General features: G+C 73.5%; 13 protein-coding genes. 11 read left to right on the top strand and 2 right to left on the bottom strand.

The genetic code is table 11. The features are described from left to right. Nucleotides 1–52: 52 nt before the first annotated feature. The 4 genes from alr to C1J00_RS45520 all read left to right on the top strand — a co-directional run bounded on the left by alr (nucleotide 53) and on the right by C1J00_RS45520 (nucleotide 3,454). The gene (gene alr / locus C1J00_RS28535; RefSeq protein ID WP_102911881.1) at nucleotides 53–1,219 is read left to right on the top strand and encodes an alanine racemase; all 1,167 of its coding nucleotides are present in this window, start codon (nucleotides 53–55) and stop codon (nucleotides 1,217–1,219) included. A gap of 163 nt (nucleotides 1,220–1,382) precedes the next feature. Beyond that, nucleotides 1,383–2,642: an alpha/beta fold hydrolase gene (locus C1J00_RS28530; protein WP_102911880.1), complete on the top strand. Its 1,260-nt coding sequence runs from the start codon at nucleotides 1,383–1,385 to the stop codon at nucleotides 2,640–2,642. Then, nucleotides 2,611–3,129: a tRNA (adenosine(37)-N6)-threonylcarbamoyltransferase complex ATPase subunit type 1 TsaE gene (tsaE, locus tag C1J00_RS28525; protein WP_102911879.1), complete on the top strand. Its 519-nt coding sequence runs from the start codon at nucleotides 2,611–2,613 to the stop codon at nucleotides 3,127–3,129. The genes C1J00_RS28530 and tsaE overlap by 32 nt, the downstream gene beginning before the upstream one ends. 157 nt (nucleotides 3,130–3,286) lie before the next feature. Next, nucleotides 3,287–3,454 carry a hypothetical protein gene (locus tag C1J00_RS45520; RefSeq protein WP_180989725.1) on the top strand — a complete coding sequence of 56 codons (168 nt, stop codon included), beginning with the start codon at nucleotides 3,287–3,289 and terminating at the stop codon, nucleotides 3,452–3,454. A gap of 31 nt (nucleotides 3,455–3,485) precedes the next feature. Here C1J00_RS45520 and C1J00_RS28520 read toward each other — a convergent pair whose 3' ends face one another. After that, nucleotides 3,486–4,052, bottom strand: a complete 567-nt coding sequence (locus C1J00_RS28520) for a hypothetical protein (protein ID WP_102911878.1) — start codon at nucleotides 4,050–4,052, stop codon at nucleotides 3,486–3,488. A gap of 111 nt (nucleotides 4,053–4,163) precedes the next feature. On the opposite strand from C1J00_RS28520, the gene tsaB reads away from it, so the two are divergent. The 4 genes from tsaB to C1J00_RS28500 are packed head-to-tail and all read left to right on the top strand — an operon-like array spanning nucleotide 4,164 to nucleotide 6,655. Then, nucleotides 4,164–4,817 carry a tRNA (adenosine(37)-N6)-threonylcarbamoyltransferase complex dimerization subunit type 1 TsaB gene (gene tsaB, locus C1J00_RS28515; protein ID WP_102911877.1) on the top strand — a complete coding sequence of 218 codons (654 nt, stop codon included), beginning with the start codon at nucleotides 4,164–4,166 and terminating at the stop codon, nucleotides 4,815–4,817. A gap of 29 nt (nucleotides 4,818–4,846) precedes the next feature. Beyond that, on the top strand, nucleotides 4,847–5,320 hold the full coding sequence (gene rimI / locus C1J00_RS28510; RefSeq protein ID WP_102911882.1) for a ribosomal protein S18-alanine N-acetyltransferase: 474 nt from the start codon (nucleotides 4,847–4,849) through the stop codon (nucleotides 5,318–5,320). Beyond that, a complete protein-coding gene (gene tsaD, locus C1J00_RS28505; RefSeq protein WP_102911876.1) occupies nucleotides 5,313–6,401 on the top strand; it encodes a tRNA (adenosine(37)-N6)-threonylcarbamoyltransferase complex transferase subunit TsaD in 1,089 nt (362 codons plus the stop codon). The genes rimI and tsaD overlap by 8 nt, the downstream gene beginning before the upstream one ends. Continuing rightward, entirely contained in the window at nucleotides 6,398–6,655 is a 258-nt protein-coding gene (locus C1J00_RS28500; protein ID WP_102911875.1) for a hypothetical protein, read from the top strand. Before tsaD ends, C1J00_RS28500 begins: the two co-directional genes overlap by 4 nt. 142 nt (nucleotides 6,656–6,797) lie before the next feature. On the opposite strand, the gene C1J00_RS28495 is transcribed toward C1J00_RS28500, so the two are convergent. After that, nucleotides 6,798–9,110, bottom strand: coding sequence for a beta-xylosidase/alpha-l-arabinosidase (locus tag C1J00_RS28495; protein WP_102911874.1), 2,313 nt, complete (start codon nucleotides 9,108–9,110; stop codon nucleotides 6,798–6,800). A 137-nt stretch (nucleotides 9,111–9,247) separates the two neighbouring features. Here C1J00_RS28495 and C1J00_RS28490 point away from each other — a divergent pair, with 137 nt between their 5' ends. From C1J00_RS28490 to C1J00_RS28480, 3 genes are all read left to right on the top strand, one after another. Beyond that, the gene (locus C1J00_RS28490; protein WP_102911873.1) at nucleotides 9,248–10,312 is read left to right on the top strand and encodes a LacI family DNA-binding transcriptional regulator; all 1,065 of its coding nucleotides are present in this window, start codon (nucleotides 9,248–9,250) and stop codon (nucleotides 10,310–10,312) included. A gap of 236 nt (nucleotides 10,313–10,548) precedes the next feature. Further along, nucleotides 10,549–10,755, top strand: coding sequence for a cellulose binding domain-containing protein (locus tag C1J00_RS28485; RefSeq protein ID WP_102911872.1), 207 nt, complete (start codon nucleotides 10,549–10,551; stop codon nucleotides 10,753–10,755). Nucleotides 10,756–10,840: 85 nt separating this feature from the next. Then, nucleotides 10,841–11,255, top strand: a 415-nt coding sequence (locus C1J00_RS28480; RefSeq protein WP_245936541.1) for an LCP family protein, incomplete at its 3' end; no start/stop codon positions are given.

The raw sequence follows: 11,255 nt of genomic DNA, 5'->3' as shown, positions 1-11,255 counted from the left end.
GGCCCGGGACGTAGCGGACCTGCTGCCGGAGCCCTCTGAGACACTGGGCGCGATGAGCGAGAGAGAACCCCCGACCGCGCCCCTGCGGGCCCGTGCCGAGATCGACCTGGCCGCCCTGCGGGCCAATGTGCGGGCCCTGCGCGTCCATGCTCCGGGCGCGGCCGTGATGGCCGTGGTCAAGTCCGAGGCGTACGGCCACGGGGCTGTGCCGTGCGCTCGCGCGGCCGTCGCCGCGGGGGCGAGCTGGCTGGGCACGGCCACGCCAGAGGAGGCCCTCGCCCTGCGGGCCGCCGGGCTGCCGGGCCGCATCATGTGCTGGCTGTGGACGCCCGGCGGGCCCTGGCGCGAGGCGATCGAGGCCGAGCTTGACGTGTCCGTCAGCGGGATGTGGGCCCTGGCGGAGGTCGTCGAGGCGGCCAGAGGAGCCGACCGGCCCGCCCGCGTGCAGCTCAAGGCCGACACCGGCCTCGGGCGGGGCGGCTGCCAGCCCGGGCAGGACTGGGCCGAGCTGGTCCGGCAGGCGCTGCGGGCCGAGGCCGAGGGGCTGCTGCGCGTCACGGGGCTGTGGTCGCACTTCGCCTGCGCCGACGAGCCCGGGCATCCCTCCATCGCCGACCAGCTCGGCGTGTTCCGGGAGATGGTCGCGTACGCCGAGGGGCAGGGCGCGCGGCCCGAGGTCCGGCACATCGCCAACTCGCCCGCCACCCTCACGCTCCCCGAGAGCCACTTCGACCTGGTCCGCACCGGCATCGCCACCTACGGCATCTCGCCCAGCCCCGAGCTGGGCACCCCGGCCGACTTCGGACTGCGGCCGGTGATGACGCTGTCCGCCTCGCTGGCCCTGGTCAAGCAGGTCCCGGGCGGGCACGGCGTCAGCTACGGCCACCGGTACGTGACACCCGGCGCGACCACCCTCGGCCTGGTGCCGCTGGGCTACGCCGACGGCATCCCGCGACACGCCTCCTCGGCCGGGCCGGTCCTGGTCGAGGGCAAGTGGCGCACGATCGCCGGGCGGGTCGCCATGGACCAGTTCGTGGTGGATCTGGGCGGCGACAAGCCCGCGGCGGGGGCCGAGGCGGTCCTGTTCGGGCCCGGGGACCGCGGAGAGCCCACCGCGGAGGACTGGGCCCAGGCGGCCGGAACCATCGCCTACGAGATCGTGACCCGGATCGGAACGCGTGTTCCTCGCGTCTATGTGAATGAGGAACGGGACGGGTAACCCGCACAGGGAACCCGTCACGCGAGGAACACCAGGAACATCAGGAACACCAGGAGCCAGGAACACCTGGCACCTGGCACCTGGCAACAGCACCACCATCGGCCCACCGGTTCACTCGACCGGGTGAGCCACCCGACCAGCACCCGGCGAAGAGGAGCGGTACGTGAGCGAGAGCAGTGCGGAGGTCGTCGCGGACGTCGCCTCCGCGGCCGTCGCGGTCTCCGCCGCGGGGGCCGCGGGGGGCTGGCGCCGGGCGACCGGCATCGCCGGCGTGGCGATAGGCGTGGTGGCCGCGGGTGCGGCCGCCGGTGTCGCCCTGGAGCGGATGACCGTCGGCCGTGGCATGCGGCAGAAGGCCCGGCTCGCCCTGGATTCCACGGGGCCGTACGGCTCGCTGCGCGGCATGCCCGGCAAGGCGTTCGCCGACGACGGCACGGAGTTGTACTACGAGGTCGACGACCTCGACGCGGAGGCCGCTCCCGCCGCCATCGGCCCGCGCCGCCGACGGCTCTTCGGCCGCAAGTCCCCGGCCCCCGTCACCGTCGTCTTCAGCCACGGCTACTGCCTCAGCCAGGACTCCTGGCACTTCCAGCGGGCCGCCCTGCGGGGCGTCGTACGGACCGTGCACTGGGACCAGCGCAGCCACGGCCGGTCCGGGCGGGGCGTGGCCCAGACGCGGGACGACGAACCGATCACCATCGAGCAACTGGGCCGGGACCTGAAGGCCGTCATCGACGCGGCCGCCCCCGAGGGGCCGCTCGTGCTCGTCGGGCACTCCATGGGCGGCATGACGGTGATGGCGCTGGCCGACCAGTACCCCGAGCTGATCCGGGAGCGGGTCGTCGGGGTCGCCTTCGTGGGGACGTCGTCGGGGCGGCTCGGCGAGGTCAACTACGGTCTGCCCGTCGCCGGGGTCAACGCCGTGCGGCGGGTGCTGCCCGGGGTGCTGAAGGCGCTGGGGCAGCGGGCCGAGCTGGTGGAGAAGGGGCGCCGGGCGACCGCGGACCTGTTCGCCGGGGTCATCAAGCGGTACTCGTTCGCGTCCCGGGACGTCGACCCGGCCGTCGCCCGGTTCGCCGAGCGGATGATCGAGAGCACGCCGATCGACGTGGTCGCCGAGTACTACCCGGCGTTCAACGATCACGACAAGACCGAGGCGCTCGTTCACTTCGCGGACCTGCCGGTGCTCGTCCTGGCCGGGGTGCAGGACCTGGTCACGCCGAGTGAACACAGCGACGCCATCGCCGATCTGCTGCCGGACGCCGAGCTGGTGCTGGTGCCGGACGCCGGGCACCTGGTGATGCTGGAGCACCCGGAAGTGGTCACCGACCGGCTCGCCGACCTGCTCACCCGCACGGGTGCCGTGCCCGCAGGGGCTACCGTGAAGGGCTATGGAAGCAGCAGCACCGCACAGCCCGGCTGAGCCCGGATCCGTACAGATCGTCGTCACGTCCCCCGAGCAGATGCGGGAGCTGGGCCGCCGGCTCGCGAAGCTGCTGCGCGCGGGTGACCTGGTGATGCTCAGCGGAGAGCTCGGCGCGGGCAAGACGACGCTGACCCGCGGCCTGGGCGAGGGGCTCGGCGTGCGCGGGGCCGTCACCTCGCCGACGTTCGTGATCGCACGGGTGCACCCCTCGCTGGGCGACGGGCCGCCCCTGGTCCACGTCGACGCCTACCGGCTCTCCGGCGGTCTCGACGAGATGGAGGACCTCGACCTCGACGTCTCGCTGCCCGACTCCGTGGTCGTCGTGGAGTGGGGTGAGGGCAAGGTCGAGGAGCTGACGGAGGACCGGCTCCAGGTCCTGATCCACCGGGCGGTGGGCGACACGACCGACGAGGTCCGGCAGATGACGGTCACCGGTGTGGGGGAACGCTGGGCCACGGCGGACCTGAGCGTCCTCGCCGCCTGAGCCTCCCGCGTGCGCCCTGGTGTGCGGTCATTCGATGAACGTTCCGACAAGACGTCGGCAAGATGTTGCGTTCGGCGTCTCGTGCGTGGTCACATGGTATCCAGTTCGTAGTTAGGTGTACCTAACTTCGTCGGCCCCGATCCTTCGGGAGGCGTCCATGTCGGCTACAGAGAGCAAGGGGCAGCCGCAGCGGTTCGCGGTCGCCGGGGTGTCCATGCGCGACCTGCTGGCGGCCGGCGAGGCAGCGGCGCTGATCTCCACACCGCCCCGCGCTCCCGACCCGGAGCTCCTTGAGCGGGCCCCCGTACACCGCGAAGCGGCCTAGCCGGGGTCACCAGCCCTGCGGGTCACTGCATCTAACGGACGACCACGACCCTGCGGCCGATCGTCGCGAACGTCCACATCGCGTCGCCGTCCGCGCGGGACTCGCGGATGCCGCCCGTGCGGACCTTCGGGTCGCGGGCGGGGGCGGGCGCGCTCGGGCCGCCCACGGCCGCGCTGAAGCCGATGACCACGCCGTCCACGTCGGCGAAGCGCACCACGTGCTCGACCGGAACGCCGTCGGAGCCGGTGACCGCGTTCGAGCGGGACGTCACCGAGTAGCTGCCCGGGGCCGGGTCCACCGTGCTCGGCTCGACCTCGAACGTGCGGCTGACCGCCTCGTCCCCGGCGACCAGCCAGACCCGGTCGCCGCGCAGCGAGTACACGACCCGGGCGCCCTTGCCGGAGTCGCCGGGCAGTGCGGTGGGGTCCCTCTTGACCTGGGGTGCCTTGGACGTACCGGCCGCCGGTGCGGCGCCCGTCCGCGCTGCCGTGCCGAGCCCGGCCGGAAGGGTCTCGGCCGCCTGGTGGGCGAGGTAGCCGACCGTCGCGAGGGCCGCGGCGGTGAGCCCGGCCACGATTCCCGAGCTGCTGGCTGACACCGGAGTCCACCTCACGTCGTATCGCTGTCGTGACGGTAGGTGACGGTAGCAGCAGGTGACGACCCGACAGGCGCGACCGACACGGGCTCCGGGGAGCCGTAGGCTGTTTGCGTGCTCTTGCTCGCTCTGGATACCGCCACGCCCGCCGTCACCGTCGCGCTGCACGACGGACGCGATGTCATCGCCTCGTCGAGTCAGGTGGACGCGCGGCGGCACGGGGAACTGCTGCTGCCGGCGATCGACCGGATGCTCGACGGGGCCGGTCTGCGGCTCGACGCCGTCACCGGGATCGTCGCCGGGATCGGTCCCGGACCGTACACCGGGCTGCGCGTCGGCCTGATGACCGCGGACACCTTCGGGCTCGCGCTCGGCGTCCCCGTGCACGGCGTGTGCACGCTGGACGGCCTCGCCTACGCAGCCGACCGGGAGGGCCCGTTCGTGGTAGCGACCGACGCCCGCCGCAAGGAGGTGTACTGGGCCCGCTACGCCGACTCCCGCACCCGGGTCACCGACCCCGCCGTGGACCGGCCCGCCGACATCGCCGAGCGGGTCGCGGGGCTGCCGGCGGTCGGCGCCGGCGCGCTGCTGTACCCGGACACCTTCCCCACGGCGTACGAGCCGGAGCACGTGTCCGCCGCCGCCCTCGCCCGGCTGGCCGCCGAGAAGCTGGCGGCGGGCGAGGAACTCCCCGCGCCCCGGCCGCTGTACCTGCGCCGCCCCGACGCCCAGGTCCCCAAGAACTACAAGGTGGTCACCCCCAAGTGACCGAAGCCGTGACGTGCGCGCTGCGCGAGATGCGCTGGTGGGACATCGACGCCGTGCTGGAGCTGGAGCGGAACCTGTTCCCCGAGGACGCCTGGTCCCGGGGCATGTTCTGGTCCGAGCTGGCCCACGCGCGGGGGCCCGAGGCCAACCGGCGGTACGTGGTCGCCGAGGCCGGCTCCCGGATCGTCGGGTACGCCGGTCTGGTCGCCACCGGTGAGCAGGCCGACGTCCAGACCATCGCCGTGTCCCGCGACCTGTGGGGCACCGGCCTCGGCGGACGGCTGCTGGCCGAACTGCTGCGGGCGGCCACCACCTTCGAGTGCGCCGAGGTGATGCTGGAGTGCCGGGTCGACAACGTCCGCGCACAGAAGCTGTACGAGCGCTTCGGCTTCGAGCCCATCGGCTTCCGGCGCGGCTACTACCAGCCCGGGAACGTGGACGCCCTGGTGATGCGCCTGACCGCCCCCGAGAACTCCGTACAAGGAACCGAGATCAATGGCTGACGAACCCCTCGTGCTGGGAATCGAGACGTCCTGTGACGAGACCGGCGTCGGCATCGTGCGGGGCACCACCCTGCTGGCCGACGCCATCGCCTCCAGCGTCGACGAGCACGCCCGCTTCGGCGGCGTCGTCCCGGAGGTCGCGAGCCGCGCCCACCTGGAGGCGATGGTCCCCACCATCGACCGCGCGCTGAAGGAGGCGGGCGTCACCGCCCGCGACCTCGACGGCATCGCCGTCACCGCCGGTCCCGGTCTCGCCGGTGCCCTGCTGGTCGGCGTCTCGGCGGCCAAGGCCTACGCCTACGCGCTCGGCAAGCCCCTCTACGGCGTGAACCACCTCGCCTCGCACATCTGCGTGGACCAGCTGGAGCACGGCGCGCTGCCCGAGCCGACCATGGCCCTGCTGGTCTCCGGCGGCCACTCCTCGCTGCTGCTGTCCTCGGACATCACCTCCGACGTCCGCCCGATGGGCGCGACCATCGACGACGCGGCCGGTGAGGCCTTCGACAAGATCGCCCGCGTACTGAACCTCGGCTTCCCGGGCGGCCCGGTCATCGACCGGTACGCGAAGGAGGGCGACCCGACGGCGATCGCCTTCCCCCGGGGCCTGACCGGCCCGCGCGATCCGGTCTACGACTTCTCCTTCTCGGGGCTGAAGACCGCGGTGGCCCGCTGGATCGAGGCCAGGCGGGCGGCGGGTGAGGAGGTGCCGGTGCGGGACGTGGCGGCCTCCTTCCAGGAGGCGGTCGTGGACGTGCTGACCCGCAAGGCCGTCCGGGCCTGCAAGGACGAAGGCGTCGACCACCTGATGATCGGCGGCGGCGTGGCGGCCAACTCGCGGCTGCGCGTCCTCGCCCAGGAGCGCTGTGAGGCCGCCGGGATCCGGCTGCGCGTGCCGCGGCCCAAGCTGTGCACGGACAACGGCGCGATGGTCGCCGCCCTCGGCGCCGAGATGGTCGCCCGGGGCCGGGCCGCGTCGAGCTGGGACCTGTCGGCCGACTCCTCGCTGCCGGTGACGGAGCCTCACGTCCCGGGCGGCCACGACCATGTGCACGAGGTCAGCAAGGAGAACCTCTACTCGTGACGGTCGCGTTGATGTGGGAGGCCCGGGCCGTGCCCGGGCGCGGGGAGGACCTGCTCGCCTGGGCCCGCGCCCAGGAGTTGCCGCGTGAGCCGCTGCGCCGCGAGACCCTGCGCGCCCCCCAGGACCGGGTCCTCGTCCTCACCTGGTGGGACGCCCCCCTCGACGCCGACCTGCCCGAACTGCCCGAGCCGGACGGAGAGCTGATCACCCGGTCGGTGCATCGCTGGCGCTTCGAGTCGGTGGCGGTCGACTGACCGGTCCGGTCACCCGGGGGCCGGGGACACCTTCGTCTCACAGTGCAGCCGCCGGTCCGCTCCGGTCTCGCGGACCGGGCCGGTGAGTGTGAGGTGTGGCGTGTGGCGTACGTCCGTCCCGGCCGTCGACTGGCCGGTCCGGTCACCCGGGGGCCGGGGACACCTTCGTCTCACAGCGCAGCCGCCGGTCCGCTCCGGCCTCGCGGACCGGGCCGGTGAGCGTGACGTGCGCCGTGTGGCGTACGTCCGTGCTGGATGCCGCCAGCCGCAGTTCCAGGGCGCCCGGTTCGACCACCCTGCGGCCCGAGCGGTCCGTGAAGGACGACAGGTCCGCGTGGAAGCGGAACGTGACCCGGGCCGCCTCGCCCGGGGCGAGTTCCACCCGCCGGTAGCCGATCAGCCGTACGTCGGGGCGGGTCACCGAGGCCACCGGGTCGTGCAGGTAAAGCTGCACGACCTCCGCGCCCGCGCGCCCGCCCGTGTTCCGGACGGTCACCGACACGTCGTGGGAGCCGTCCGTGCCGAGCTCGGCCGGTTCCGTCGCGGTGCAGTCCTCCCAGGCGAACGCCGTGTACGAGCGGCCGTGGCCGAAGGCGTACAGCGGGGTCGGGTCGAGGTTGCTGACCTCGCCCGCCAGGCCCAGGGGAGGCTGGAGGTAGGTCCAGGGCTGCCCACCGGGGACCTGCGGGACGCTGACGGGCAGGCGGCCCGAGGGGTTCACTCGGCCCGCGAGGACGCCCGCGACCGCCGGGCCGCCCTCCTCGCCCGGGAAGAACGCCTGGACGACCGCGCCGAGGCGGCCGTGCCAGCGGCCCAGGGCGTAGGGGCGGCCGGTGAGCAGCACCAGCACCACGGGGACGCCGGTGGCGACCAGCGCGTCCAGCAGCTCGCCCTGGGCGCCCGGCAGGCCGAGGTCGCTCGCGTCGCAGCCCTCGCCCGAGGTGCCCCGGCCGAACAGGCCCGCCCGGTCGCCGAGGACCGCCACGCACACGTCCGCCTCGGCGGTGCGGGCGACGGCCTCCTCGAAGCCGGCGGTGTCCGGGTCCGTCACGTCGCAGCCCTGCGCGAACGTCACCTTGGCGTCGGGGAGTTCGGCGCGCAGGGCGTCCAGGACGGTCGGGATCTCGATGCCGGCCGGCACCTCGGGGTGGTGGGTGAGGACGTGGGACGGGAAGGAGTAGCAGCCCAGCATCGCCAGGGCGTCGGCCGCCCGGGGCCCGACCACCGCGATCCGGGTGTCCGGGGCCAGCGGGAGCAGGCCGTCGGGGTTGTCGAGCAGGACCACCGACTCCTCGGCCAGGCGGCGGGCGAGGATGCGGTTGCCCGTCGAGTCGAGGTTGATCTCGGCGGCCGGCTCGGGAGTCCAGTCCTCGTCCAGCAGGCCCAGTTCGCACTTCTGGAGCAGGACGTGGCGGGCCGCCCGGTCCACGAGCTCCTCGGGGACCTCGCCCGCCCGGACCGCCTCCAGCAGCGGCCGGCCGTAGCACTTGACGGTGGGCAGTTCGACGTCGATGCCGGCGGTGAGGGCCGCGTGGGCCGCCTCGGCCGGGGCGCCGGCGACGCGGTGGAGGGTCTGGAGGAACGCGATGCCGAAGTAGTCGGCGACGACCGTGCCGGTGAAGTCCCACTCCTCGCGCAGGAGGCGGGTCAGCAACCCCGGGTCCGCGGAGGCCGGTACGCCGTCCGTCTCGGTGTAGGCGGCCATCACCGAGCGGGCGCCGCCCTCGCGCAGGGCCATCTCGAAGGGCGGGAGGGTGACGTCGGCGAACTCGCGGACGCCGGCCCGCACCGGGGCGAGGTTGCGGGCGCCCGCCGAGGAGGCGTACCCGGCGAAGTGCTTGAGCGTGGCGACGACTCCGGCCGACTCCAGGCCCCGCACATAGGCCGCACCGACCGTGCCGACCAGGTACGGGTCCTCGCCGATCGTCTCCTCTACGCGGCCCCAGCGCGGATCGCGTACGACGTCCAGCACGGGCGCGAGCCCCTGGTGCACGCCGACCGAGCGCAGGTCGTCGCCGATGCGGCGGGCCATCTCCTCTACCAGCGGCGGATCCCAGGTCGCGCCCCAGGCGAGCGGCACCGGATAGGCCGTGGCCTGCCAGGCGGTGAAGCCGGCCAGGCACTCCTCGTGCGCGATCGCCGGGATGCCGAAACGGCCGGCCTCGGAGATGCGGCGCTGGGCGCGGGCCAGGGCCTGCGCGCCCAGCGCCGGGTCCACGGGGGCGGTGCCGAAGGAGCGGGTGAGCTGGCCCAGGCCGTGGGTGATCAGCTCCTCCCAGTCGTACTCGACGGCCATGTCGTGCTGGTGCGGAGCGACCCCGTCGCCGTCCGTCGCGGCGCCCACCCACACGCCGTACAACTGGGCGGTCTTCTCCTCCAGGGTCATCCGGGAGAGCAGGTCGTCGACGCGGGCGGCGGCGGGCAGCGCGGGGTCACGCCAGGGCGCGGTGGTCATGAAGCTCCTGTCGGGTGGACGGACGGCCCTCTCACGAACGTTTCAACGAATGTTTCGACGTTAACTTCGAATGTTCCGGGAACCTATGGCGGTGCGAGGACTTCGTCAAGGGGGCCGACAGGGTTACGATCGCCGCCATGACATCCCCGGAGCCGGTTGAAAGCCGGACGCAGACCCGGACACAGGGGCGTAGCGCGCAGACGGCGACGCTCGCCGAGATCGCCCGTGAGGCGGGCGTCTCGGCCCCGACTGTTTCGAAGGTCCTCAACGGCCGGGCCGACGTCGCCCCGGCCACCCGGTCCCGCGTCGAGGACTTGCTGCGCGCCCACGGCTACCGGCGCCGCCGTGCCGAGGCGACCCGTTCGCCCCTGATCGACCTGGTCTTCCACGAGCTGGAGAGCGCCTGGGCGATGGAGGTCATCCGGGGCGTGGAGCACGTGGCCCGGGACGCCGGGCTCAGTGTCGTGCTGTCCGAGAGCGCGGGGCGGCTCACCCCGGGGCGGACCTGGGCCGACCAGGTCGCCGCGCGCCGGCCGCACGGCGTGATCCTGGTCCTGTCCGGGCTCGACGAGTCGCAGCGGGCGCTGCTCACCAGCCGCTCCATCCCGTTCGTGGTGATGGACCCGGCCGGCGACCCAGGCGCCGACGTGCCGTCGATCGGCGCGACCAACTGGCAGGGCGGTCTGGCCGCCACCCGGCATCTGGTCGAGCTGGGGCACCGCAGGATCGGTGCGATCAGCGGGCCCGCGCAGATGATGTGCAGCCGGGCCCGGATCGACGGCTACCGGGCCGCGCTGGAGACGGCCGGGCTGCCGGTGGACCCCGCCCTGATCGCGACCGGCGACTTCCACCACGAGGCCGGTTACCGGCGGGGTCTGGAACTGCTGCGCCGCCCGGACCGGCCGACCGCCGTCTTCGCCGGGAACGACCTGCAGGCGCTCGGGCTGTACGAGGCGGCGCGCGAGCTGGGGCTGCGCATCCCCGAGGACCTGAGCGTGGTCGGCTTCGACGACCTGCCGGTGGCGCCCTGGGTCGGGCCGCCGCTGACGACCGTACGGCAGCCGCTGACGGAGATGGCCGAGGCGGCGGCCAAGCTGGTCCTCGACCTCGGACGGGACGAGGGGACCGAGGCGGCGACCCGGGTGGAGCTGGCGACGAGTCTGGTGGTGCGCAGCAGCACGGCGGGGCCGGCGCAGGCGTAGGTGCCGCACCGACGGGTGTGCCGGACGCCTCCACCCTGCACCGACGCCAATCGGTGGCACTACCGAAACTTTCGAATGGGCGTGGGCGCAGGAGCGCGCTGGATGGTGGGCGGTTAGGCCCACCGCCACCATCGCACTCGATTCGCTGCACACGCGCGAACCTCCGAAGCAAGCCGCGAGCCTGCCGGAAGGGCACAACTCACGCGTCAGGCCTTAGCCGTTGTGGGAGGCAGCGCATGACGGCGTCGGCTCGTCGGCAGCGACCTCGAAGCTCGGAGCGGCTCACCCGGGCCTGGAACGCGGACTGCACCCGGTCGGCCGCGGCGGTCAGTTGCACCAATGCCCCGCGCAACGGCTGCGTACCGGACGGCAGTTCGGTGACGTTCGCGGTCAACGGCTCGTGGAGCGGCAGCGATCCGGTGCCGGTGATGACACCGGGGTGAGCCCGGGGCCTGAATTCTGAGAATTTCCGAAGAAAAGGAGCCCTGGGCTCCCTGCCCGTAATAATTCGGACTTATCTTCCTGCCCGTGACGGGACACCACGGGGACGAGGGCAAGGAAACGGGCCGGCGGTCCAGAGCGCTGAAGATCGCCGGTCTCGCCCTCGCCGGGACGCTGGTGCTGGGCGCCGGAGCGGCGGGCTGGGCCTACTGGCATCTCAGCGACAACATCACCGGCGTCGACATCGACAACGCGCTGGGCGACGACCGGCCGCCGAAGCCGGTGACCACACCGGCGCCCTCGGCCCCGGCCCTGCCGAGCGAGGCCCTCAACATCCTGGTCCTCGGCTCGGACTCGCGCAGCGGCAGGGAGAACCGCAGGCTCGGCGGCGGCGACAGCTCCGGTGCCCGCTCCGACACGGCGATGGTCGTCCATCTCGACGCCGGGCGGACCAGCGCGACGGTGGTGAGCATCCCGCGCGACACCCTGGTCACCCGCCCGC

The organism is Streptomyces cahuitamycinicus (assembly GCF_002891435.1).
Classification (GTDB): domain Bacteria; phylum Actinomycetota; class Actinomycetes; order Streptomycetales; family Streptomycetaceae; genus Streptomyces; species Streptomyces cahuitamycinicus.
Note: the sequence above shows the minus strand (reverse complement) of the source record. Positions and strands in the feature narration are given on the sequence as shown.